Here is a 24,468-nt window from a genome sequence, read left to right as displayed (position 1 = left end):
TGTTGCCAAGGGGCGCCCCCATCGTGCACATGACCGGCGCCCGCGCGTCGGCACCCAGGGAGTGAGTTCGGTTGTCGACCGCCATCCTCACCGGTCAGCCGGTCCCCGGATCGTCGATCGAGGGTGATCTGCGGGCCCTCGGCTTCGACGTGCAGGTCGCCGTGGACGCCGCCGACGCCGAGCGCAGGGTCGCCGAGGCGCCCTGCGACCAGCGGATCGCCCTCGTCGACGCCCGTTTCGTCGGCCACGTGCACGCCCTGCGCCTGGGCCTCACCGACCCCCGCTTCCCGCTCGCCGCGCTGCCCGGCGCCGTCACCGCGCAGCCCGACGGCCGCGTGACCCTCACCCGGGCGCTGGCCCGCGAGAACTCCGCGGGCGGCGGTACGGCGGTAGCCGTGAACAGCGTGCCCGACCGGGTCGTCACCGCGCTGGCCGACGACGGCGCCGACGTGTACCGCCCCGAGCTCGGCAGCCTGGTCGCCGCCGTCCCCGCCGACCCGCAGGCCCGCAACGAGGCGCGGCAGGCCGTCGCGGACGTCGACGACGAGGCCGTACGCCTGAAGTCGGCCGTGAAGTCCCGGGACGGCTTCTTCACCACGCACTTCATCAGCCCGTACTCCCGCTACATCGCCCGCTGGTGCGCCCGCCGCGGGCTGACCCCGAACCAGGTCACCACCGCCTCCCTGATCACCGCGCTGATCGCGGCGACCTGCGCGGCCACCGGCACCCGGGCCGGCTTCGTCGCCGCCGGCGTCCTGCTCATCGCGTCCTTCGTCCTGGACTGCGTGGACGGCCAGATCGCCCGCTACGCCCTGCAGTACTCCACCCTCGGCGCCTGGCTCGACGCCACCTTCGACCGGGCCAAGGAGTACGCCTACTACGCGGGACTCGCCCTGGGGGCGGCCCGCGGCGGCGATGACGTCTGGGCCCTCGCCCTCGGCGCGATGGTCCTGCAGACCTGCCGCCACGTCGTCGACTTCTCCTTCAACGAGGCCAACCACGACGCCACCGCCAACACCAGCCCCACGGCCGCCCTTTCGGGCAAGCTCGACAGCGTCGGCTGGACGGTGTGGGTGCGGCGGATGATCGTCCTGCCGATCGGGGAGCGCTGGGCCATGATCGCCGTGCTCACGGCGGTCACGACCCCGCGGATCACCTTCTACGCCCTTCTCATCGGGTGCGCCTTCGCGGCGACGTACACCACGGCGGGCCGGGTGCTGCGGTCGCTGACCCGCAAGGCGCAGCGCACCGACCGGGCGGCGCAGGCGCTGGCGGACCTGGCGGACAGCGGACCGCTGGCGGAGCTGCTCGCCCGCTACCTGCCGGGCCCGCCCCGCAGGACGGCGCCGCTCAGCGCCGCCGCCGGTGCGGTCGCGGTGACGCTGGCCGCCTGGGCGTGGGGTCCGGACTGGATGGTCGTCCTGCTCGCCGGCCTGTACGTCCTGCTGTCCGCCGAAGCCGTCTCGCACCCCCTCAAGGGCGCCCTCGACTGGCTGATCCCCCCGCTCTTCCGCGCCGCCGAATACGGCACCGTCCTCATCCTCGCGGCGAAAGCGGACGTGAACGGGGCCCTTCCTGCAGCTTTCGGCCTCGTGGGGGCAGTCGCCTACCATCACTACGACACGGTGTACCGCATCCGCGGCAACGCCGGAGCGCCCCCGGCGTGGCTGGTACGCGCCATCGGAGGGCACGAAGGGCGGACGCTGCTCGTCACCGTCCTGGCCGCCGCGCTCACCGCTTCGCAGTTCACGGCCGCGCTCACGGTCGTCGCCGTGGTCGTCGCCCTGCTGGTGCTCGTCGAGAGCATCCGCTTCTGGGTGTCCTCCGGGGCGCCCGCCGTACACGATGAAGGAGAACCCGCATGATCGGCCTCGTGCTGGCGGCCGGCGCCGGACGCCGTCTGCGCCCCTACACCGACAGCCTGCCCAAGGCGCTGGTGCCGGTGGGCCCTGCGGGCATAGAGGGCGAGCCGACGGTTCTCGACCTGACTCTCGCCAACTTCGCCGAGATCGGTCTTACCGAGGTCGCGATCATCGTCGGCTACCGCAAGGAGGCCGTGTACGAGCGCAAGGCGGCCCTTGAGGCGAAGTACGGCCTCACGCTCACCCTCATCGACAACGACAAGGCCGAGGAGTGGAACAACGCCTACTCCCTGTGGTGCGGCCGTGACGCCCTCAAGGACGGCGTGATCCTCGCCAACGGCGACACCGTGCACCCGGTCTCCGTCGAGCGGACGCTGCTCGCCGCGCGCGGTGAGGGCAGGCGGATCATCCTCGCCCTGGACACGGTGAAGTCGCTGGCCGACGAGGAGATGAAGGTCGTCGTCGACGCCGAGAAGGGCATGACGAAGATCACCAAGCTGATGGACCCGGCCGAGGCGACCGGCGAGTACATCGGGGTCACCCTCATCGAGGGCGACGCCGCCGCCGAGCTGGCCGACGCGCTGAAGACGGTCTGGGAGACCGACCCGCAGCAGTTCTACGAGCACGGCTACCAGGAACTCGTGAACCGCGGCTTCCGGATCGACGTCGCGCCGATCGGCGACGTCGCGTGGGTGGAGATCGACAACCACGACGACCTCGCCCGCGGACGGGAGATCGCATGCCGGTACTGACCAGGCTGATTCCCTCACCGCTCGTCGTCGACATCCGCCCCGGTGCCCTCGACGACCTGGCGTGCGTGCTCGCCGACGAGCGCATCTCGACCTCGGGCCGGCTCGCCGTCGCCGTCAGCGGCGGCTCGGGCGTCAAGCTGCGTGAGCGTCTGGAGCCGACGCTGCCCGGCGCCACCTGGTACGAGGTCGGCGGCGGCACCCTCGACGACGCCGTGCGGCTGGCGGGCGACATAAAGGCCGGCCGCTTCGACGCGGTGGTCGGCCTCGGCGGCGGGAAGATCATCGACTGTGCCAAGTTCGCCGCGGCACGTGTCGGCCTGCCCCTGGTCGCCGTACCGACGAACCTCGCGCACGACGGCCTGTGCTCGCCGGTCGCCACCCTCGACAACGACGCCGGGCGCGGCTCCTACGGTGTGCCGCACCCGATCGCGGCCGTCATCGACCTCGACGTCATCCGCGAGGCCCCGGTGCGGTTCGTGCGCGCGGGCATCGGCGACGCGATCTCCAACATCAACGCGATCGCGGACTGGGAGCTCGCCAACCGGGTCCGGGGAGAGAAGATCGACGGTCTCGCCGCCGCCATGGCCCGTCAGGCCGGCGAGGCGGTCCTGCGTCACCCCGGGGGCGTCGGAGACAACGACTTCCTGCAGGTGCTCGCCGAGGCGCTGGTCCTCACCGGCATCGCGATGTCGATCTCCGGTGACTCACGTCCCGCCTCGGGCTCGTGCCACGAGATCAACCACGCCTTCGACCTGCTCTACCCCAAGCGCGCCGCCGCCCACGGCGAACAGTGCGGCCTGGGCGCGGCCTTCGCGATGTATCTGCGCGGAGCCCACGAGCAGGCGGTGTACATGGCCGAGGTACTGCGCCGGCACGGACTGCCGGTGCTGCCGGAGGAGATCGGCTTCACGCCCGCGGAGTTCGTCCGTGTCGTGGAGTTCGCTCCGGAGACCCGCCCCGGCCGCTACACCATCCTCGAACACCTCGACCTCAAGACCGAACAGATCAAGGACATCTACACCGACTATGTCAAGGCCATCGGTAGCTGAACTCCGTCCGGTCGTCCACCCCGCAGGGGTCAAGGACCGGCGCAGCGGTGAGCACTGGATGGGACGCCTCTACATGCGTGAGGTGTCCCTGCGGGTGGACCGCTACCTGGTGAACACCAGGGTCACGCCCAACCAGCTCACGTACCTGATGACCGTCTTCGGCGTCCTCGCGGCCCCGGCGCTCCTGGTGCCGGGGATCCCGGGGGCCGTGCTCGGCGTGGTGTGCGTCCAGATGTACCTGCTGCTGGACTGCGTCGACGGCGAGATCGCGCGCTGGAAGAAGCAGTACTCGCTGAACGGCGTCTACCTCGACCGGGTCGGCGCCTACCTGACCGACGCGGCCGTGCTCGTGGGCTTCGGCCTGCGCGCCGCCGACCTGTTCGGCAGCGGCCGTATCGACTGGCTGTGGGCCTTCCTCGGCACCCTGGCGGCCCTCGGTGCGATCCTCATCAAGGCCGAGACCGACCTCGTGGGTGTCGCCCGCCACCAGACCGGCAAGCCCCCCGTGCAGGAGGCCGCCGCCGAGATGCGCTCCTCCGGGATGGCGCTGGCCCGCAAGGCCGCCGCGATGCTGAAGTTCCACCGGCTGATCCTCGGCATCGAGGCGTCCCTGGTGATCCTGGTCCTGGCGGTCGCCGACCAGATGCGCGACGACCTGTTCTTCTCCCGGCTCGGCGTCGCCGTGATGGCCGGCATCGCGCTCCTGCAGACCCTGCTGCACCTCGTCTCCATCCTCGCCTCCAGCAGGCTGAAGTGAGCACCGGCATGAAGGTCGGCGCGGTGATCATCACCATGGGCAACCGTCCCGAGGAACTGCGCGCCCTGATCGACTCGGTCGCCAAGCAGGACGGCGACCCGGTCGAGGTGGTCGTCGTCGGCAACGGCTCGCCCGTCCCTGACGTCCCCGACGGTGTCCGGACGATCGAGCTGCCCGAGAACCTCGGCATCCCCGGCGGCCGCAACGTCGGCATCGAGGCCTTCGGCCCCAGCGGCCGCGACGTCGACATACTGCTCTTCCTCGACGACGACGGCCTCCTGGCCACCCACGACACCGCCGAGTTGTGCCGCCGGACGTTCACCGAGGACCCGACGCTCGGCATCGTCAGCTTCCGCATCGCCGACCCCGAGACCGGCATCACCCAGCGTCGGCACGTCCCGCGGCTGCGCGCGGCCGACCCGATGCGCTCCTCCCGGGTCACCACCTTCCTCGGCGGCGCCAACGCCGTACGCACCCAGGTCTTCGCCGAAGTGGGCGGCCTCCCGGACGAGTTCTTCTACGCCCACGAGGAAACCGACCTGGCATGGCGGGCGCTCGACGCGGGCTGGATGATCGACTACCGGTCCGACATGGTGCTGTACCACCCCACGACCGCGCCCTCGCGGCACGCGGTCTACCACCGCATGGTCGCCCGCAACCGCGTCTGGCTCGCCCGCCGCAACCTGCCCGCGCCGCTGATCCCGGTCTACCTCGGCGTCTGGCTGCTGCTCACGCTGGTGCGCCGCCCCTCGCGGCCCGCCCTCAAGGCCTGGTTCGGCGGCTTCCGGGAAGGCTGGAGCACCCCGTGCGGCCCGCGCCGGCCCATGAAGTGGCGTACGGTGTGGCGGCTCACCCGACTGGGCCGGCCCCCCGTCATCTGACAAGCTCGTCCCTGAGAGCACCCGGGCCGCACCGCGGCCCCACCCCCGTGCCCTGCCTGCACAGGCCGCGCATCTCGAAGACGAAAGACACCCACCATTGAGTGAGACAACGCACGACGGCAAGGTCGCGACCAGCGCGTCCGCGTCGCTCGCCCAGGGTCCGACGGCCGCACAGCTCGCCGCGCGGCACGGACTGTCCCAGAGCGGCGCCCGGCCCTCGCTCGTCGCATACGTACGCCAGCTCTGGGCCCGGCGCCACTTCATCCTCGCGTTCTCGCGGGCGAAGCTGACCGCGCAGTACAGCCAGGCCAAACTCGGCCAGCTGTGGCAGGTGGCGACCCCGCTGCTGAACGCCGCCGTGTACTTCTTCATCTTCGGCGTCATCCTGAACGCGAGCCGGGGCATGTCGAAGGACGTGTACATCCCGTTCCTCGTCACGGGCGTCTTCGTGTTCACCTTCACGCAGAGCTCGGTCATGGCGGGCGTGCGCGCCATCTCCGGCAACCTCGGCCTCGTCCGCGCGCTGCACTTCCCGCGCGCCTCGCTGCCGATCTCCTTCGCGCTCCAGCAGCTCCAGCAGCTGCTGTTCTCGATGGTCGTGCTGTTCGCCGTGGCCATCGGCTTCGGCCACTACCCCGACCTGTCCTGGGCGCTGATCGTGCCGGTGCTGGCCCTGCAGTTCCTCTTCAACACCGGCCTGGCGCTGATCATGGCCCGCGCGGGCGCCAAGACGCCCGACCTGGCACAGCTCATGCCGTTCGTGATGCGTACCTGGATGTACGCCTCCGGCGTGATGTTCTCGATCCCGATCATGCTGGCCGACAAGCCGCAGTGGGTCGCCACGGTCCTCCAGTGGAACCCGGCAGCCCTCTACATGGACCTGATGCGCTTCGCGCTCATCGACGAGTACGGCGCCGAGAACCTGCCCGACCACGTCTGGGCGGCCGCGGGCGGCTGGGCGGCGCTCTTCGCGCTCGGCGGCTTCGTGTACTTCTGGAAGGCTGAGGAGAGGTACGGCCGTGGCTGAGCAGATCACCGACGAGCAGATCCCCACGGTCATCGCGGACGAGCTGCACATCGTCTACCGCGTCAACGGCGCCAAGACCGGCAAGGGCAGCGCCACCTCCGCCCTGAGCCGCATCCTCAAGCGCGGTGAGGAGCGCGGCGTGCGCAAGGTGCACGCCGTCCGGGGCGTCTCCTTCGTCGCCTACAAGGGCGAGGCGATCGGCCTGATCGGCTCCAACGGTTCCGGCAAGTCGACGCTGCTGCGCGCGATCGCGGGCCTTCTGCCCGCCGAGCGAGGCTGTGTCTACACGCACGGCCAGCCCTCCCTCCTCGGGGTGAACGCGGCTCTGATGAACGACCTGACCGGCGAGCGCAACGTCATCCTCGGCGGGCTCGCCATGGGCATGTCCCGGGAGCAGATCAAGGAGCGCTACCAGGAGATCGTCGACTTCTCCGGGATCAACGAGAAGGGCGACTTCATCACCCTTCCGATGCGGACGTACTCCTCCGGCATGGCGGCCCGGCTGCGCTTCTCCATCGCCGCCGCCAAGGACCACGACGTCCTCATGATCGACGAGGCCCTGGCCACCGGTGACCGCTCCTTCCAGAAGCGTTCCGAGGAGCGCATCCGCGAACTGCGCAAGCACGCGGGCACGGTGTTTCTCGTCAGTCACAACAACAAGTCGATCCGTGACACCTGCGACCGGGTGCTGTGGCTGGAGCGCGGCGAGCTGCGCATGGACGGCCCGACCGACGAGGTCATCAAGGAGTACGAGAAGTTCACGGGCAAGTAGTCCACCTCGCCCGGACGAAAGACACCGCTCCGCTTCCCAGGGCCTCGCCGGAACTGTTCCGGCGGGGCCCTGCGTCTGCAAAGGAAACGTCAACTTCGGCCCCCCTTAGGAATCTTGGGGCCAATCGGTGTGTTGTTGTGATGTGCAGGACACCCCGACGATCCTTAACGCGTTGTACAACGTAAGCTGTACCGGTGCTCAATCGCGTCAAGTGGGGCGATAACGCGCGACACCCGCTACCCTGACGCCGCACGGACGGCTGGGCCGCGTGTCCGAAATAGTGCGTATGGGGTCGGCGGTGTAGAACGGGAGATGTGACGGCAATGGCGACCGAAGATCCCCAGCTCCACCCGGCTCGTGCCGTCCCCGCCCCGGGAAGTGAGCGGTGACGGAGACCGGTAGGGCCCGTGCCGGCGATCCGGAGCGTGGCACGCTCGACAAGGCCGCGGGGGAGAACTTCCCCGTGGCTCCGTTCTTCCTGCCCAAGGACTGGCGCACCGACCTCATGGCCGTCTACGGTTTCGCCCGCCTTGTCGACGACATCGGCGACGGCGACCTGGCCCCCGGCGGTGCCGACGCGGAGCTGCTCGGCGTGCCGCCCGAGCAGGCGCAGGACCGGCTGATCCTCCTGGACGCCTTCGAGGCCGACCTGAACCGGGTCTTCTCCGGAGAGCCCCGCCACCCCCTGCTGCGCCGACTGCAGCCGACCGTCCGCCGCCGCGCCCTCACGCCCGAGCCCTTCCTCGGTCTGATCGCCGCCAACCGGCAGGACCAGCTGGTCGCGCGCTACGAGACGTACGACGACCTGCTCGCCTACTGCGAGCTGTCCGCCAACCCCGTCGGCCGTCTCGTGCTCGCCGTCACCGGCACCTCGACCCCCGAGCGCGTCCGGCTCTCCGATGCGGTCTGCACCGCCCTCCAGGTCGTCGAACACCTCCAGGACGTCGCCGAGGACCTCGGCCGCGACCGGATCTACCTGCCCGCCGAGGACATGAAACGCTTTCATGTCCAGGAGACGGATCTCGCCACGAAAACCGCGGGCGCATCGGTGCGCGCACTGGTTGCATACGAAGCACAACGCGCCCGCGAACTCCTGAATGAAGGCGCCCCCCTGGTGGGTAGCGTCCACGGCAGGTTGAAGCTGCTGCTCGCAGGGTTCGTGGCGGGGGGAAGGGCGGCGATCCGAGCGATCGCCGCCGCCGAATACGACGTACTTCCCGGCCCGCCCAAGCCCGGCAGGATCCAGCTGCTGCGCGAGGTGGGCGTCACTCTGCGAGGAAAGGGGTGATCCGGACCGTGGAGTCATCACCGCACGCGTCCGCACCGGTACTCGCCGCCTACAGCTATTGCGAGGCCGTCACCGGGCAGCAGGCCCGGAACTTCGCGTACGGCATCAGGCTGCTGCCGACATCCAAGCGGCGGGCGATGTCCGCGCTCTACGCCTTCTCACGGCGCGTCGACGACATCGGCGACGGCGCGCTGGCGGACGACGTCAAGACCGCGAGGCTCGAGGACACCCGGGCGATGCTGACCCGGGTGCGTGACGGTGTGGTCGACGAGGACGACACCGATCCGGTGGCCGTCGCCCTCGCCCACGCCGCCCAGACCTTCCCGATCCCGCTCGGCGGCCTGGACGAACTGATCGACGGCGTCCTCATGGACGTACGGGGCGAGACCTACGAGACCTGGGACGACCTGAAGGTGTACTGCCGCTGTGTGGCGGGCGCCATCGGGCGGCTCTCGCTCGGCGTGTTCGGTCCGGAACCAGGGGCGCGCGCCGCCGAACGCGCGCCGGAGTACGCCGACACGCTCGGGCTGGCGCTCCAGCTCACCAACATCCTCCGGGACGTCCGCGAGGACGCCGAGGGCGGGCGGGTCTATCTGCCCGCCGACGACCTCGCGAAGTTCGGCTGCTCGGCCGGCTTCAAGGGGTCGCAGCCACCCGAGGGCGCCGACTTCGCGGGCCTCGTGCACTTCGAAGTGCGACGGGCCCGCGCTCTTTTCGCCGAGGGCTACCGGCTGCTCCCCATGCTCGACCGGCGCAGCGGCGCCTGTGTCGCCGCCATGGCCGGCATCTACCGCCGACTGCTCGACCGCATCGAGCGCGACCCCGAGGCGGTGCTGCGCGGCCGCGTCGCACTGCCCGGGCGCGAGAAGGCGTACGTCGCCGTACGCGGCCTGTCCGGCCTCGACGCACGGCATGTGACCCGGCGGACCGTCAGGAGGCGCGCCTGATGGCCAGTATGGACAATTCGGTCCAAGGTGATGCCGCCGGAGAAAAGTGGCACGCAACCCTCCGCTCCGGGACGGCGTCCCTGACTGCAACGGTCGGCCGCGTACCGCTCGAACACCGCGGCGGCCGCGCAGGGGAGGGTGTGCGATGACCGACGGGCATCAGTCCGCGCGGCACGCCGTCGTGATCGGCGGCGGGCTCGCCGGCATCACCGCCGCGCTCGCGCTCGCCGACTCCGGAGTGCGCGTCACCCTGCTCGAAGGCAGGCCACGCCTGGGCGGACTCGCCTTCTCCTTCCAGCGCGGCGAACTGACCGTCGACAACGGACAGCACGTCTATCTGCGCTGCTGCACCGCCTACCGCTGGTTCCTCGACCGCATCGAGGGGACGGCACTGGCGCCGCTACAGAATCGTCTCGACGTGCCCGTACTCGACGTGGCCCGGCCCGAGGGCCGACGGCTCGGCAGACTGCGGCGCGACGCGCTGCCGGTGCCCCTGCATCTGGGGCGCAGCCTCGCGACCTATCCGCATCTCTCGCTCGCCGAGCGGGCCGCGGTGGGGCGTGCCGCGCTCGCTCTCAAGGGACTCGACCTCGCCGATCCGAGCCTGGACGCACAGGACTTCGGCAGCTGGCTGACCGCGCACGGTCAGTCGGCGCGTGCCGTCGAGGCCCTGTGGGACCTGGTCGGGGTCGCCACCCTCAACGCGGTCGCGGGCGACGCCTCGCTGGGGCTCGCCGCGATGGTGTTCAAGACCGGTCTGCTGTCCGACCCCGGCGCGGCCGACATCGGCTGGGCCCATGTCCCGCTGGGTGAACTGCACGACCGGCTCGCCCGCAAGGCGCTCGACTCCGCGGGCGTGCGTACCGAGGTCCGTACACGCGTCACCTCCGTCTCTACTGACGAGAACGGCAGTTGGAGCGTCCAGGTTCCCGGGGAGACGCTCCGCGCCGACGCCGTGGTCCTCGCCGTCGCCCCGAACGAGGCGGGTGACCTGCTGCCGGAGGGTGCGCTGGACGCCCCGGAAAAACTCCGGGAGATCGGCACCGCCCCGATCCTCAACATCCATGTCGTCTACGACCGCAAGGTCCTCGACACGCCGTTCTTCGCGGCCCTCGGCACCCCGGTGCAGTGGGTCTTCGACCGCACCGACGCCTCCGGACTGCGCGAGGGCCAGTACCTCGCCCTGTCCCAGTCGGCCGCGCACGACGACATCGACAAGCCCGTGGCAGAGCTGCGCGAGCGCTATCTGCCCGAGCTGGAGCGGCTGCTGCCCCTCACACGCGGCGCCGAGGTGCGGGACTTCTTCGTGACCCGGGAGCGCACGGCGACGTTCGCTCCGGCCCCCGGCGTCGGACGGCTGCGGCCCGGCGCCCGTACCAAAGCCCCCGGCCTGTATCTGGCCGGCGCGTGGACTGCCACAGGGTGGCCCGCGACCATGGAAAGTGCGGTCCGCAGTGGCGTGAGTGCGGCGGACGCCGCGCTGAGCGCCCTGGGTCGGCCCCGCCCCGCCCGCCTCTTCGAGTTCGAGGAGGCCGCATGATGCTCGATCAGCACGGCGCGTCAGGCCCCCGCACCCCTGGTACCGCAACAAGAGGAGAGACTGTGCCCACTGTGCCCCCGGCCGAGACGGCCGCTCGGAGGACCGCGGTGGACGTGACCGCGCTTCTCGAGCGCGGCCGGACCCTGGCCACCCCGGTGCTGAAGGCGGCCGTGGACCGCCTGGCATCCCCGATGGACACCGTTTCCGCCTATCACTTCGGCTGGATCGACGCGGCGGGCAACCCGGCCGACGGGGACGGCGGCAAGGCCGTGCGCCCCGCCCTCGCCGTCCTCTCGGCCGAGGTCACCGGTGCCGCGCCCGAAATCGGCATCCCCGGCGCCGTCGCCGTCGAACTGGTCCACAACTTCTCGCTGCTGCACGACGACCTCATGGACGGCGACGAGCAGCGCCGCCACCGCGACACCGTCTGGAAGGTGCACGGCCCGGCCCAGGCCATCCTGGTCGGCGACGCCCTGTTCGCGCTGGCCAACGAGGTCCTGCTGGAGCTCGGCACCGTCGAGGCCGGCCGCGCCACCCGCCGCCTGACCACTGCCACCCGCGCCCTCATCGACGGCCAGGCCCAGGACATCTCCTACGAGCACCGCGACCGCGTCAGTGTCGAGGAGTGCCTGGAGATGGAGGGCAACAAGACCGGCGCCCTGCTCGCCTGCGCCAGCTCCATCGGCGCGGTGCTCGGCGGCGCGGACGACCGCACCGCCGACACCCTGGAGAAGTACGGCTACCACCTCGGCCTCGCCTTCCAGGCCGTCGACGACCTGCTCGGCATCTGGGGCGACCCGGTCTCCACCGGCAAGCAGACCTGGAGCGACCTGCGCCAGCGCAAGAAGTCCCTGCCGGTCGTGGCCGCGCTCGCGGCGGGCGGTGCCGCCTCCGACCGGCTCGGTGAGATCCTCGCCGCCGACGCCAAGAGCAGCGACTTCGAGAACTTCTCCGAGGAGGAGTTCGCCGCCCGTGCCGCCCTCATCGAGGAGGCGGGCGGCCGCGAGTGGACGGCCGCGGAGGCACGCCGCCAGCACACCGTCGCCGTCGAAGCCCTCGACGCCATCGACATGCCCGACCGGGTACGGGCGCAGTTCACGGCGCTCGCCGACTTCGTCGTCGTACGGAAGAGATGATCACTATCGGTCGAATAGCCCTCGCGTAGTCGCCGGCCGGTGCTGCGAGGAAAGGAAAGGCACCGGCCGACGGCGGACCCACAGCAGAGCACCACATTGCACACTGCACGAAGGGGAAGCCATGACAGCGACGACCGACGGAAGCACCGGGGCCCTGCCGCCCCGTGTTGCCGCGGCCAGCGAAACCGACATCGCCACACCCGTGGCGGCCGGGGTACAAGAAGCCGCCGTACGCGCAGTCCAGCGCGCCACCGATCACCTGCTCGCGCGACAGGACGCCCAGGGCTGGTGGAAGGGCGACCTCGAGACCAACGTCACGATGGATGCCGAGGATCTGCTGCTCCGTCAGTTCCTGGGCATCCGCGACGAGTCCACCACGCGGGCGGCCGCCAGGTTCATCCGCGGCGAGCAGCGCGAGGACGGCACCTGGGCCTCGTTCTACGGCGGTCCCGGCGAACTCTCCACCACCATCGAGGCGTACGTCGCCCTCCGCCTGGACGGCGACGCGCCGGAGGATCCGCACATGGCGAGGGCTTCCGCCTGGATCCGTGCGCAGGGGGGTATCGCCGCCGCCCGGGTGTTCACCAGGATCTGGCTCGCACTGTTCGGCTGGTGGAAGTGGGAGGACCTGCCCGAACTCCCGCCGGAACTCATCTACTTCCCGAAGTGGGCCCCGCTCAACATCTACGACTTCGGGTGCTGGGCGCGCCAGACCATCGTCCCGCTGACGATCGTCTCCGCGAAGCGGCCGGTCAGGCCCGCGCCCTTCCCCCTCGACGAGCTGCACATCGACGCCACCGACCCGAACCCAGCCAAACCGCTTGCCCGGGTGGCGAGTTGGGACGGCGCTTTCCAGCGGCTGGACAAGGCGCTGCACCAGCTGCGCAAGGTCGCCCCGCGCAGACTCCGCAGAGCCGCGATGAACAGCGCGGCCCGCTGGATCATCGAGCGGCAGGAGAACGACGGCTGTTGGGGCGGCATCCAGCCGCCGGCCGTGTACTCGGTGATCGCGCTGCACCTGGTCGGCTACGACCTCGAACACCCGGTCATGCGGGCGGGATTGGAGTCCCTGGACCGCTTCGCCATCTGGCGTGAGGACGGGTCCCGGATGATCGAGGCCTGCCAGTCGCCGGTGTGGGACACCTGCCTCGCCACCATCGCGCTCGCCGACGCGGGAGTGCCCGCCGACCACCCGCAACTCGTCAAGGCGGCGGACTGGATGCTCGGCGAGGAGATCGTCCGGCCCGGCGACTGGGCGGTGAAGCGACCGCAACTGCAGCCGGGAGGCTGGGCGTTCGAGTTCCACAACGACAACTACCCCGACATCGACGACACCGCCGAGGTCGCCCTCGCCCTGCGCCGGGTCAGGCACCACGATCCCGAGCGGATCGAGAAGGCCATCGGGCGCGGGGTGCGCTGGAACCTCGGGATGCAGTCGAAGAACGGCGGGTGGGGCGCGTTCGACGTCGACAACACCAGCCCGTTCCCCAACCGGCTGCCGTTCTGCGACTTCGGCGAGGTCATCGACCCGCCGTCCGCCGACGTCACCGCACATGTGGTGGAGATGCTGGCCGTCGAGGGGCTCGCGCACGACCCGCGCACCCGGCGCGGAATCGACTGGCTGCTCGCCGAACAGGAGCAGGACGGCTCGTGGTTCGGGCGCTGGGGCGTCAACTACGTCTACGGCACCGGCTCGGTGGTGCCCGCGCTGACGGCCGCCGGTCTGCCCGCCTCGCACCCGGCGATCCGGCGGGCCGTGGCGTGGCTGGAGAAGGTGCAGAACGACGACGGCGGCTGGGGTGAGGACCTGCGCTCCTACAAGCACGCCAAGGAGTGGAGCGGCCGCGGTGCCTCCACGGCCTCGCAGACGGGCTGGGCGCTGATGGCGCTGCTGGCCGCGGGGGAGAGGGAGTCCAAGGCCGTCGAGCGGGGCATCGAGTGGCTCGCGAGCACCCAGCGCGAGGACGGCTCCTGGGACGAGCCGTACTTCACGGGCACCGGCTTCCCCTGGGACTTCTCCATCAACTACCACCTCTACCGGCAGGTCTTCCCACTCACCGCGCTCGGCCGTTACGTCCACGGAGAACCGTTCTCCCGGCCCGAGGCGGTCTGATGAGCACCCGGCCCGCCACCGCCCCGCTGCTGATCGCCTGCGCCCTCGGCATCGAGCAGCTCGCACTGCGCACGGGCGAGCGGGGTGGGGCCGGCGAGTCGGTCAGCGTGCTCCGCACGGGTATGGGGCCCAAGGCGGCGGAACGGTCCGTCACCCGGCGTCTGGCCGATCCCCTGCTCGACGGGGCCGCCGTACTGGCCACCGGTTTCTGCGCGGGGCTCGCCCCCGGGATGCACCCCGGCGATCTGGTGGTCGCCGAGGAGACCCGACATCCGGACGGAACCGTTCCGTGTGTGGAGACCGACCTACTCGTCAAGGAGCTCGTACGGGCCGTACCGGGACGCACCGTGCATACCGGTCCGCTCATCGGCTCCGATCACGTCGTCCGCGGTCACGAGCGGTCGGAGCTGTTCGTGACCGGCGCGATCGCGGTCGACATGGAGTCCGCGGCCACGCTCCTGAGCGCCGTGCGCGCGGGCGAGCGCCCCGTTGCGGCCGTCCGGGTGGTCGTGGACGCTCCACAACATGAACTCGTCCGGATCGGCACGGTACGCGGTGGAATATCAGCCTTCCGCGTTCTTCGTTCCGTTCTCCCAGCTTTCTATGAATGGCACCGTTCCTTGCTGCTCCCCAGGAGGTGAGCCAGATGGCCATGCCGCTGCGTCAATCCATCAAGGTCGCTACATACTTGGCCGAACAGAAGCTCCGCAAGCGGGAGAAGTTCCCGCTGATCGTGGAGCTGGAGCCCCTCTTCGCGTGCAATCTCAAATGTGAGGGCTGCGGCAAGATCCAGCATCCGGCGGGTGTGCTCAAGCAGCGCATGCCGGTGGCGCAGGCCGTCGGGGCGGTGCTGGAGTCCGGTGCCCCGATGGTGTCCATCGCCGGCGGAGAGCCGCTGATGCACCCTCAGATCGACGAGATCGTGCGGCAGTTGGTGGCGAAGAAGAAGTACGTCTTCCTCTGCACCAACGCCATGCTGCTGCGCAAGAAGATGGACAAGTTCACCCCGTCCCCCTACTTCGCCTTCGCGGTGCACATCGACGGGCTGCGGGAGCGGCACGACGAGTCCGTGGCGAAGGAGGGCGTGTTCGACGAGGCCGTGGCGGCGATCAAGGAGGCCAAGCAGCGCGGCTTCCGGGTCACCACCAACTCGACCTTCTTCAACACCGACACCCCGCAGACCATCATCGAGGTGCTCAACTTCCTCAACGACGACCTCAAGGTCGACGAGATGATGATCTCGCCCGCCTACGCCTACGAGAAGGCGCCCGACCAGGAGCACTTCCTGGGCGTGGAGCAGACCCGGGAGCTGTTCAAGAAGGCCTTCTCGGGCGGCAACCGCAAGAAGTGGCGGCTCAACCACTCCCCGCTCTTCCTGGACTTCCTGGAGGGCAAGGTCGACTTCCCGTGCACGGCCTGGGCGATCCCGAACTACTCCCTGTTCGGCTGGCAGCGCCCCTGCTACCTGATGAGCGACGGGTACGTGCCGACGTACCGTGAACTCATCGAGGAGACCGACTGGGACAAGTACGGACGCGGCAAGGACCCGCGCTGCGCCAACTGCATGGCGCACTGCGGCTACGAACCCACGGCCGTGCTCGCCACCATGGGCTCCCTGAAGGAGTCCCTGCGGGCCATGCGCGAGACCGTCAGCGGAAACCGCGAGTAGCGCCATGACCGCCATCTCCTTGGGCGTCCCCGAGGTACCGGTCCGGCCGATCGCCGAGCGGCGCCTGTCGCGGCAGATCATGGTCGGACCGGTGGCGGTCGGGGGCGGGGCCCCGGTGTCGGTGCAGTCGATGACGACGACCCGCACGTCCGACATCGGCGCCACCCTGCAGCAGATCGCCGAACTCACGGCGTCCGGCTGCCAGATCGTCCGCGTCGCCTGCCCCACGCAGGACGACGCGGACGCCCTCGCGACGATCGCGCGCAAGTCTCAGATCCCGGTGATCGCGGACATCCACTTCCAGCCGAAGTACGTGTTCGCGGCGATCGAGGCCGGCTGTGCGGCCGTACGCGTCAATCCCGGGAACATCAAGCAGTTCGACGACAAGGTCAAGGAGATCGCGCGGGCCGCGAAGGACCACGGCACGCCGATCCGGATCGGCGTGAACGCGGGGTCGTTGGACCGGCGTCTTCTCCAGAAGTACGGGAAGGCGACTCCGGAGGCGCTGGTCGAATCGGCGCTGTGGGAGGCGTCGCTGTTCGAGGAGCACGGCTTCCGGGACATCAAGATCTCCGTCAAGCACAACGACCCCGTGGTGATGGTGGCCGCCTACACGCTGCTCGCCGAGCAGTGCGACTACCCGCTGCACCTGGGGGTCACGGAGGCGGGCCCGGCGTTCCAGGGGACGATCAAGTCGGCGGTGGCCTTCGGGGCGCTGCTGAGCAGGGGAATCGGCGACACCATCCGGGTGTCCCTGTCCGCACCGCCCGTCGAGGAGGTCAAGGTCGGCATCCAGATCCTCGAGTCGCTGAACCTGCGGCAACGGCGGCTGGAGATCGTGTCGTGTCCGTCCTGCGGGCGGGCGCAGGTCGACGTATACAAGCTGGCCGACGAGGTCACGGCGGGTCTTGAGGGCATGGAAGTGCCCCTGCGGGTCGCGGTGATGGGGTGTGTGGTCAACGGTCCCGGCGAGGCACGCGAGGCGGACCTGGGTGTCGCCTCCGGCAACGGCAAGGGGCAGATCTTCGTCAAGGGCGAGGTCATCAAGACCGTGCCCGAGTCGAAGATCGTGGAGACCCTCATCGAGGAGGCGATGAAGATCGCCGAGCAGATGGAACAGGACGGCGTCGCGGCGGGGGAGCCGGCCGTCACCGTGAGTTGAACAGCACGGACCGAAGGGGGCCCGAGCGTGACGATGCTGGAGAACATCCGGGGACCACGCGACCTGAAGGCGCTGTCCGAGTCGGATCTCGGTGAACTGGCCGAGGAAATCAGAGAGTTCCTGGTGCATGCGGTCGCCAGGACCGGCGGACACCTCGGACCCAACCTGGGGGTGGTGGAACTGTCCATCGCGCTCCACCGGGTCTTCGAGTCGCCGGTCGACCGCATCGTGTGGGACACCGGCCATCAGAGCTATGTGCACAAGATCCTGACAGGGCGTCAGGACTTCTCCAAGCTGCGCGGCAAGGGCGGCATGTCCGGCTACCCCTCGCGCGAGGAGTCCGAGCACGACATCGTCGAGAACAGCCACGCGTCCACCTCGCTCGGCTGGGCCGACGGGCTCGCCAAGGCGCGCCAGGTGCAGGGGGAGAAGGGCCATGTCGTCGCGGTCATCGGCGACGGCGCCCTCACCGGCGGGATGGCCTGGGAGGCACTGAACAACATCGCGGCCGCCAAGGACCGGCCACTGATCATCGTCGTCAACGACAACGAGCGGTCGTACTCGCCGACCATCGGCGGCCTCGCCAACCATCTGGCCACCCTGCGCACCACCGACGGTTACGAGAAGGTGCTGGCCTGGGGGAAGGACGTACTCCTCAAGACCCCGCTGGTCGGCAACACCGTCTACGAATCCCTGCACGGCGCGAAGAAGGGCTTCAAGGACGCCTTCGCACCGCAGGGCATGTTCGAGGACCTCGGGCTGAAGTACGTCGGCCCGATCGACGGACACGACATCGGGGCCGTCGAGTCCGCGCTGAGGCGCGCGAAACGCTTCCACGGGCCGGTGCTCGTCCACTGTCTGACGGAGAAGGGACGCGGCTACGAACCCGCCCTGGCCCACGAGGAGGACCACTTCCACACCGTCGGGGTGATGGACCCCCTCACCTGCGAGCCGCTCGCGCCCTCCAACGGGCCTTCCTGGACCTCGGTGTTCGGCGACGAGATCGCCGCGATCGGGGAGGAGCGCGAGGACGTCGTGGCGATCACGGCGGCCATGCTGCACCCGGTCGGGCTCGGCAAGTTCGCCGCCCGGTTCCCGGACCGGGTGTGGGACGTCGGCATCGCCGAGCAGCACGCGGCGGTGTCCGCGGCCGGCCTCGCGACCGGCGGGCTGCACCCCGTCGTCGCCGTCTACGCGACCTTCCTCAACCGGGCCTTCGACCAGCTCCTGATGGACGTCGCCCTGCATCGCTGCGGGGTCACGTTCGTGCTGGACCGGGCGGGGGTGACGGGGGTCGACGGGGCGTCCCACAACGGCATGTGGGACATGTCGATCCTCCAGGTGGTGCCGGGACTGAGGATCGCCGCACCCCGGGACGCCGACCAACTGCGGGCGCAGCTGCGGGAGGCGGTCGCCGTGGACGACGCGCCGACGCTGGTGCGGTTCCCGAAGGAGTCGGTGGGGCCGGCGGTTCCGGCGATCGACCGGGTGGGGGGCCTGGACGTCCTGCACCGTTCCGTGGACGTGCCCGACGTCCTCCTGGTCGCCGTCGGCGTGATGGCCCCCGTCTGCCTCCAGGCCGCCGAGCTGCTGGAGGCCCGCGGCATCAACTGCACCGTAGTGGACCCCCGTTGGGTCAAGCCCGTCGACCCCGCTCTGCCGGGGCTCGCCGCAGAACACCGGCTGGTGGCCGTCGTCGAGGACAACAGCCGGGCCGCCGGGGTGGGCGCCGCGGTCGCGCTCGCGCTGGGCGACGCCGATGTCGACGTGCCCGTACGGCGGTTCGGGATCCCGGAGCAGTTCCTCGCGCACGCCAAGCGGGGCGAGGTGCTCGCCGACATCGGGCTGACGCCGGTCGAGGTGGCGGGGCGGATCAGCGCGAGCCTGGCCGTGAAGGACCGGGCCGAAGTCAAGGAGCAGGCTGAATGACCACGGAGTTCGACCTCGGCAGACTCCTGGCCGAGCGCGGAGCCGAGCGTTACGAGCTGCACGGCAAGTACCTCAACCACCAGCTCCCGCGCATGTTGCACACCATCGGCTTCGACAAGGTCTACGAGCGCGCCGAGGGCGCCCACTTCTGGGACGCGGACGGGAACGACTACCTGGACATGCTCGCCGGGTTCGGGGTGATGGGCCTGGGCCGCCACCACCCCGTCGTCCGCAAGGCGCTGCACGACGTCCTCGACGCGGGCCTCGCCGACCTCACCCGCTTCGACTGCCAGCCGCTGCCCGGACTGCTCGCAGAGAAGCTCCTCGCGTACAGCCCGCACCTGGACCGGGTGTTCTTCGGCAACAGCGGCACGGAGGCCGTGGAGACCGCGCTGAAGTTCGCCCGGTACGCCACCGGGAAACCACGGATCCTGTACTGCGACCACGCCTTCCACGGACTGACCACCGGGTCGCTGTCGGTCAACGGCGAGTCCGGCTTCCGGGACGGCTTCGCGCCCCTGCTGCCCGACACCGCCGTACCCCTTGGTGATCTCGACGCCCTGGCAAGGGAGTTGAAGAAGGGCGACGTGGCCGCCCTGGTCGTCGAGCCGATCCAGGGCAAGGGGGTGCTGGAGGCGCCGCCCGGCTATCTGAGGGCAGCGCAGGACCTGCTCAGGGGACACAAGGCGCTGCTCATCGCCGACGAGGTGCAGACCGGGCTCGGCCGGACCGGGGACTTCTACGCCTACCAGCACGAGGACGGCGTAGAACCCGACCTGGTGTGCGTGGCCAAGGCGCTCTCCGGCGGCTATGTCCCGGTCGGCGCCACCCTCGGCAAGGACTGGATCTTCAAGAAGGTCTACTCCTCGATGGACCGGGTGCTGGTGCACTCGGCGAGCTTCGGATCCAACGCCCAGGCGATGGCGGCCGGGCTCGCGGTCCTGTCGGTCATGGAGAACGAGCAGATCGTCGCGAACGCCCGCGCCACCGGCGACCTGCTCAGGTCCCGGCTCGCGGCGCTGACCGACAAGTACGAACTGCTCGCAGACGTCCGCGGCCGGGGCCTGATGATCGGCATCGAGTTCGGCAGGCCCAGGTCACTGAAGCTGCGCAGCCGCTGGACCATGCTCCAGGCCGCACGCAAGGGCCTGTTCGCGCAGATGGTCGTCGTTCCGCTGCTGCAGCGGCACCGGATTCTCACCCAGGTCTCCGGGGACCACCTGGAGGTCATCAAGCTCATCCCGCCGCTCGTCGTCGGGGAGGCGGACGTGGACCGGTTCGTCGACGCCTTCACCGCCGTCATGGACGACGCGCACAGCGGCGGCGGGCTGATGTGGGACTTCAGCAAGACCCTGGTGAAGCAGGCGGTGGCCAACCGCTAGAGAACCCGGGGCTTTTGCCTCTGAGGCAAGAAATTTGCCGCAGAGGCAAACCTCCGGCTCAATGGAGTCATGAGTTCCTCGGAAGCCTTCACGGAGCTGCCTTCGGTGGCTCCCCAGCTCCGCGCACTGCGTCGCCGCGCCTCCCTCACCCTGGAGGCCGCGGCCGGTGCCGCGGGACTGTCGCCCGCTCACCTCTCCCGGCTGGAGACCGGGCAGCGTCAGCCTTCGCTGCCGATGCTGCTGGCCCTCGCCCGTATCTACGGTACGACGGTCTCGGAACTGCTCGGTGAGACGGTTGCCGAACGGGACGCCGTCATGCGCTCGGGCGACATGGAACCGACCGCTGCGGGCGGCTGGAACTACTTCCAGGCGGGCGCGCCCGGCCGCGGCATGCAGGCCCTGCGGGTGCAGGTTCCGCACGGCTCCCAGGGCGACATCGTGCGGGTGCACCCGGGCGAGGAATGGCTCTACGTCCTCAAGGGGCGGCTCCGGCTGCGCCTCGGCGACAGCACGCACCGGCTCGACCCGGGCGACAGTGCCCACTTCGACTCACTGACCCCGCACCGCATCGCCGCCCACGACCCCGACGGCGTCGAGCTCCTGTTCGTCCACACCCTCTTGCAGAGTCCCACGGCCGCGCTGTGCCTGGGCCCGAACCTTGGAGAGACGCCATGACCGACATGGAGGAGAAGTTCCCCCGCGCCCTGTGGGTCCGCCTGATCATCTACCTCGCGGTGGGCCACGTCTTCGCGGCCTTCGTCTACTTCCTCTTCGCGGTGGGAGCAGGCCAGTAGCGGCTGATCCTGCTTGTTCCTGCTTCAGGACAAGAGCCGGGCGGCAGCGGCCGTACGGCTCAGTCGAGGAGCCGCTCCCGCAGGCGCTCGCGGAGCTCCGGGGTGAGGCCGAGCCCCTGCTCCAGGTACGCGTCGACACTGCCCCACGTCTCCTCGATGGTCTCGAAGGCCGCCGTCAGATACTCGACGCGTGCGTCGAAGAGGGGGCTGAGCAGCTCCATGACCTCGGGGGAGTAGGCCGTGGCGGCATCGGAGCCGCTGCGGCGCACCTTGTACCGCCGGTGCTTGGCGTTGGACTCCAGATAGTCGGCGACGATGGCCTCACGCTCCACGCCCACGGCGAGCAGTGTCACGGCTATCGACAGGCCCGCGCGGTCCTTGCCGGCCGCGCAGTGCATGAGGGCGGGCACGCTGTCCTCGGCGAGGGAGCGCAGCACCTGGGAGTGCTCCGCGGTGCGCTCCTTGATGATCTTGCGATAGGCGGTGATCATCCGGTGGGCGCCCTTGCCGTCGCTGAGGATCTCGCGCAACTGGTCGAGCTCGCCGTCGCGGACCATCTTCCAGAACTCGACGCCGTCGGCCGGGTCGCTCAGCGGGAGGTTCACATTGCGCACCCCCGCCAGCTCGACGTCCATGCCCTCCAGCTTCTGGTCCGCGGCGTTGCGGAAGTCGAAGACCGTGTGCAGGCCGAGGGAGGACAGGAACGCGGCGTCGTCCTCCGTGGCGTGTGCGAGGTGACCGCTGCGGAACAGCACTCCGTACCGCACCCGACGTCCGTCCACCGTCGGCATTCCGCCCACATCACGGAAGTTGCGGACACCGGCCAGTTCGGGTTCGGTCGACGGGATCTGCTGCGTCACGGGGTTCCTCCCAGCCGGTCGCCGCCGGCGCTGCTCGTCGACGGGCACGCTCCCGACCATACGACATGTGTTCCTGGGGCAATCAGTTGTCCACAACCCCGGCAATGAGTTGTCCACAGGCGTTGCAGCCGGGCTCACGGCCGATGATGATGTTGGTGCCTGAGCACACCTGATGGCACCTGTTCGAATCTGTGAGGGGCATGATGCTGGAGATCGCCGAGAACGGCCGTACGTGGATTCTTTCCGGGCCGGCCAGCAGTTACGCCCTGCACCTCACCGCCGAGGACGAGCTGCTGCACCTGCACTGGGGTCCGAGGATCGCGCTCGCCGACGCCGAGGCCCTCGCCGTTCGGCCCCTGCCGGAGTACTGGCCCTTCGAGTCGCCGCTGGACGGACGCGAGGAGTACCCGGTCGAAGGCGGCCCCCGTTTCACCCGCCCCGCCCTGTCCGTGCGCACGGACGAGCGGCGCGGCACCGAGTGGAGCTTCGAGGCGTACGACACAGAGGGCGACGAACTGCGGCTGCGGTTCCGGGACGCCGGGCTGACCGTGACCCTGCACTACCGGATGCGCCACGACGTCCTGGAGCGCTGGGTGACCCTGGTCAACCAGGGCCCGGCACCGGTCGAGCTGCTGCGCGCCGACTCCGCCACCTGGACCCTGCCCGACCGCGAGGACGGCTGGCGGCTCTCCCAGCTGCACGGCCGCTGGGCCGCCGAGTCCCAGCTCACCCAGACCCCCCTCACCTACGGCGAGAAGGTCATCGGCAGCCGCCGCGGCCACACCGGGCACCAGCACCTGCCGTGGGTCGCCCTCGACACCGACGCGACCGAGGAACGCGGAGAGGTCTACGGCTGTGCCCTCGGCTGGTCCGGGTCCTGGCGTATCGCGGTGGCCCAACTCGCCGACACGCGCGTGCAGATCACCGGCGGCGCCGGCTACGACGACTCGGGACTGCTGAGCCTGGCGGCCGGGGAGTCCTTCACCACCCCCGTCTTCGCCGGCCTCTGGAGCGACGGCGGCTTCGGCGGCGCGAGCCGGGCCTGGCACGCCTACCAGCGGGCGTACGTCATCCCGGACGCGGACCAGGACCGGCCGGTCCTGTTCAACTCGTGGGAGGCCACGAACTTCGACATCTCCGAGGAGCAGCAGGGCACCCTCGCCAGGCGGGCCGCGGCGATCGGCGTCGAGCTGTTCGTGGTCGACGACGGCTGGTTCGGCGCCCGCACCAGTGACCGGGCCGGGCTCGGCGACTGGGCGCCCAACCCCGACCGCTTCCCCGCCGGCCTCAAGCCGCTCGGCGACTACGTGCGGGCGCTCGGCATGCAGTTCGGCATCTGGGTCGAGCCGGAGATGGTCAACCCGGACAGCGAGCTGTACCGCGCCCATCCGGACTGGGTGCAGTACCAGACGGGGCGAAAGCAGACGGAGTTCCGTAATCAGCTCGTACTGAACCTCGCGCGTGAGGACGTCCAGGAGTACCTGTGGGAGCAGCTGGACACACTGCTCTCCTCGGCCCCGGTCGACTATGTGAAGTGGGACTTCAACCGCTGCTTCACCGACGCGGGCTGGCCGGGCGACCCGTACCCGCAGCGTCTGTGGGTCGACCATGTGCGCGGCTTCTACGCACTGTTGGACCGGCTGCGGGAGGCTCACCCCGGGGTTGCCTTCGAGTCCTGCTCGGGTGGCGGCGGCCGGATCGACCTCGGGGTGCTGAGCCGCACCGACCAGGTGTGGACCTCCGACAACACCGACCCGCTCGACCGGCTCGTCATCCAGCACGGGTTCAGTCAGATCCACCCCGCGCGGGTGATGGCCGCCTGGGTCACGGACAGCCCCAACACCCAGCTCAACGGCCGGGTGAGCTCTCTTCGGTTCCGGTTCGTGAGCGCGATGGCCGGGGTGCTCGGCGTCGGCGGAGACCTTGAGGAGTGGACCGAGGAGGAGCTCGCCGAGGCCCGGCGGTGGGTGGATCTCTACAAGGAGATCCGGCCCGTGGTGCAGCGCGGCGACCTCTACCGGCTGCGGCCTCCGCGGGGCGGAGCGAGTGCCGTGCAGTACGTCCTCGGGGACGAGGCCGTCGTCCTCGCCTGGCTCCAGGCGCAGCAGTACGGCGAGCCCGTACCGGCGTTGCGGCTGCGCGGACTCGACCCGGCGGCATCGTATGAATGCCCTGAAACGGGCGAAGTGCACCGAGGGGCCGTATTGCTGCATCACGGACTTTCCACCGGTTTGCGTGGTGACCTCGATGCGACGGTTATCCGACTCCGCCGCATCTAGGGCTTCTGTCCGAATTGATGGATTCCTTCCAACTCCTTCCGGGGTGTGAGTTCCTGTGAATTCATGACGTGAGGAGCGTCATATCCGTGACGGTGTGTCGCTCGTCATGTTCACGTAATTCTTATGGTTTTCAAGGGGATTCGGGCCGGGTATCGGGCTTCCGATTCACGCAGGGTGACTGCTTATTCCCGTAAGCGATCAACAGAAACGCATTCACAGGGAACCACTCACTTGTCCCTTTGCGTCCTGCTCGCTTACGTTCACCTCCG

Annotated in this window: 22 protein-coding genes; 21 read left to right on the top strand and 1 reads right to left on the bottom strand. The window is 69.9% G+C overall.

The genetic code is table 11. The features are described from left to right. Positions 1-71 precede the first annotated feature (71 nt). The 20 genes from ACZ48Z_RS11465 to ACZ48Z_RS11370 all read left to right on the top strand — a co-directional run bounded on the left by ACZ48Z_RS11465 (position 72) and on the right by ACZ48Z_RS11370 (position 21,060). The gene (locus ACZ48Z_RS11465; RefSeq protein WP_468735590.1) at positions 72-1,865 is read left to right on the top strand and encodes a DUF5941 domain-containing protein; all 1,794 of its coding nucleotides are present in this window, start codon (positions 72-74) and stop codon (positions 1,863-1,865) included. Then, a complete protein-coding gene (locus ACZ48Z_RS11460) occupies positions 1,862-2,614 on the top strand; it encodes a phosphocholine cytidylyltransferase family protein (protein WP_468735589.1) in 753 nt (250 codons plus the stop codon). Before ACZ48Z_RS11465 ends, ACZ48Z_RS11460 begins: the two co-directional genes overlap by 4 nt. After that, positions 2,602-3,663: an iron-containing alcohol dehydrogenase family protein gene (locus ACZ48Z_RS11455; RefSeq protein ID WP_468735588.1), complete on the top strand. Its 1,062-nt coding sequence runs from the start codon at positions 2,602-2,604 to the stop codon at positions 3,661-3,663. The genes ACZ48Z_RS11460 and ACZ48Z_RS11455 overlap by 13 nt, the downstream gene beginning before the upstream one ends. After that, complete coding sequence (locus ACZ48Z_RS11450) at positions 3,641-4,420, top strand: CDP-alcohol phosphatidyltransferase family protein (RefSeq protein WP_389101970.1); 780 nt, start codon at positions 3,641-3,643, stop codon at positions 4,418-4,420. Before ACZ48Z_RS11455 ends, ACZ48Z_RS11450 begins: the two co-directional genes overlap by 23 nt. An 8-nt stretch (positions 4,421-4,428) precedes the next feature. Next, positions 4,429-5,301 (top strand): glycosyltransferase family 2 protein, encoded by an 873-nt coding sequence (locus tag ACZ48Z_RS11445; RefSeq protein WP_468735653.1) that lies wholly within the window; start codon positions 4,429-4,431, stop codon positions 5,299-5,301. A 97-nt stretch (positions 5,302-5,398) separates the two neighbouring features. Continuing rightward, positions 5,399-6,328 carry an ABC transporter permease gene (locus ACZ48Z_RS11440; RefSeq protein WP_468735587.1) on the top strand — a complete coding sequence of 310 codons (930 nt, stop codon included), beginning with the start codon at positions 5,399-5,401 and terminating at the stop codon, positions 6,326-6,328. Then, positions 6,321-7,100, top strand: a complete 780-nt coding sequence (locus ACZ48Z_RS11435) for an ABC transporter ATP-binding protein (protein ID WP_389101975.1) — start codon at positions 6,321-6,323, stop codon at positions 7,098-7,100. Before ACZ48Z_RS11440 ends, ACZ48Z_RS11435 begins: the two co-directional genes overlap by 8 nt. A gap of 385 nt (positions 7,101-7,485) precedes the next feature. Continuing rightward, positions 7,486-8,388, top strand: a complete 903-nt coding sequence (hpnC, locus tag ACZ48Z_RS11430; RefSeq protein WP_468735586.1) for a squalene synthase HpnC — start codon at positions 7,486-7,488, stop codon at positions 8,386-8,388. Beyond that, positions 8,385-9,335: a presqualene diphosphate synthase HpnD gene (hpnD, locus tag ACZ48Z_RS11425; RefSeq protein ID WP_468735585.1), complete on the top strand. Its 951-nt coding sequence runs from the start codon at positions 8,385-8,387 to the stop codon at positions 9,333-9,335. Before hpnC ends, hpnD begins: the two co-directional genes overlap by 4 nt. Continuing rightward, positions 9,335-9,484: a DUF6380 family protein gene (locus tag ACZ48Z_RS11420; RefSeq protein ID WP_468735584.1), complete on the top strand. Its 150-nt coding sequence runs from the start codon at positions 9,335-9,337 to the stop codon at positions 9,482-9,484. The genes hpnD and ACZ48Z_RS11420 overlap by 1 nt, the downstream gene beginning before the upstream one ends. Next, positions 9,481-10,875, top strand: coding sequence for a hydroxysqualene dehydroxylase HpnE (gene hpnE / locus ACZ48Z_RS11415; protein ID WP_468735583.1), 1,395 nt, complete (start codon positions 9,481-9,483; stop codon positions 10,873-10,875). Before ACZ48Z_RS11420 ends, hpnE begins: the two co-directional genes overlap by 4 nt. A 71-nt stretch (positions 10,876-10,946) precedes the next feature. Further along, positions 10,947-12,011, top strand: coding sequence for a polyprenyl synthetase family protein (locus ACZ48Z_RS11410; protein ID WP_468735652.1), 1,065 nt, complete (start codon positions 10,947-10,949; stop codon positions 12,009-12,011). A gap of 121 nt (positions 12,012-12,132) precedes the next feature. Further along, a complete protein-coding gene (shc, locus tag ACZ48Z_RS11405; protein WP_468735582.1) occupies positions 12,133-14,124 on the top strand; it encodes a squalene--hopene cyclase in 1,992 nt (663 codons plus the stop codon). After that, positions 14,124-14,765 (top strand): phosphorylase family protein, encoded by a 642-nt coding sequence (locus ACZ48Z_RS11400; protein ID WP_468735581.1) that lies wholly within the window; start codon positions 14,124-14,126, stop codon positions 14,763-14,765. Before shc ends, ACZ48Z_RS11400 begins: the two co-directional genes overlap by 1 nt. 5 nt (positions 14,766-14,770) lie before the next feature. Further along, positions 14,771-15,793, top strand: a complete 1,023-nt coding sequence (hpnH, locus tag ACZ48Z_RS11395) for an adenosyl-hopene transferase HpnH (RefSeq protein WP_468735651.1) — start codon at positions 14,771-14,773, stop codon at positions 15,791-15,793. A 4-nt stretch (positions 15,794-15,797) separates the two neighbouring features. After that, entirely contained in the window at positions 15,798-16,955 is a 1,158-nt protein-coding gene (gene ispG / locus ACZ48Z_RS11390) for a flavodoxin-dependent (E)-4-hydroxy-3-methylbut-2-enyl-diphosphate synthase (protein WP_468735580.1), read from the top strand. A 27-nt stretch (positions 16,956-16,982) separates the two neighbouring features. Beyond that, positions 16,983-18,884, top strand: a complete 1,902-nt coding sequence (gene dxs, locus ACZ48Z_RS11385; RefSeq protein ID WP_468735579.1) for a 1-deoxy-D-xylulose-5-phosphate synthase — start codon at positions 16,983-16,985, stop codon at positions 18,882-18,884. Beyond that, positions 18,881-20,266 (top strand): aspartate aminotransferase family protein, encoded by a 1,386-nt coding sequence (locus ACZ48Z_RS11380; RefSeq protein ID WP_468735578.1) that lies wholly within the window; start codon positions 18,881-18,883, stop codon positions 20,264-20,266. The genes dxs and ACZ48Z_RS11380 overlap by 4 nt, the downstream gene beginning before the upstream one ends. A 69-nt stretch (positions 20,267-20,335) precedes the next feature. Continuing rightward, on the top strand, positions 20,336-20,941 hold the full coding sequence (locus ACZ48Z_RS11375) for a helix-turn-helix domain-containing protein (RefSeq protein WP_468735577.1): 606 nt from the start codon (positions 20,336-20,338) through the stop codon (positions 20,939-20,941). Further along, entirely contained in the window at positions 20,938-21,060 is a 123-nt protein-coding gene (locus ACZ48Z_RS11370; RefSeq protein ID WP_468735576.1) for a DUF6126 family protein, read from the top strand. The genes ACZ48Z_RS11375 and ACZ48Z_RS11370 overlap by 4 nt, the downstream gene beginning before the upstream one ends. A gap of 59 nt (positions 21,061-21,119) precedes the next feature. Here the strand turns inward: ACZ48Z_RS11370 and ACZ48Z_RS11365 are convergent, their stop codons facing one another. After that, the gene (locus tag ACZ48Z_RS11365; protein ID WP_468735575.1) at positions 21,120-21,920 is read right to left on the bottom strand and encodes a tyrosine-protein phosphatase; all 801 of its coding nucleotides are present in this window, start codon (positions 21,918-21,920) and stop codon (positions 21,120-21,122) included. 203 nt (positions 21,921-22,123) lie between these two features. Between ACZ48Z_RS11365 and ACZ48Z_RS11360 the strand changes: the two genes are divergently transcribed. Continuing rightward, positions 22,124-24,199, top strand: coding sequence for an alpha-galactosidase (locus ACZ48Z_RS11360; protein ID WP_468735650.1), 2,076 nt, complete (start codon positions 22,124-22,126; stop codon positions 24,197-24,199). The last annotated feature ends 269 nt before the right edge of the window (positions 24,200-24,468 follow it).

This window comes from Streptomyces sp. NPDC031225 (assembly GCF_055570355.1).
This window is presented reverse-complemented; position numbering and strand designations above follow the sequence as displayed.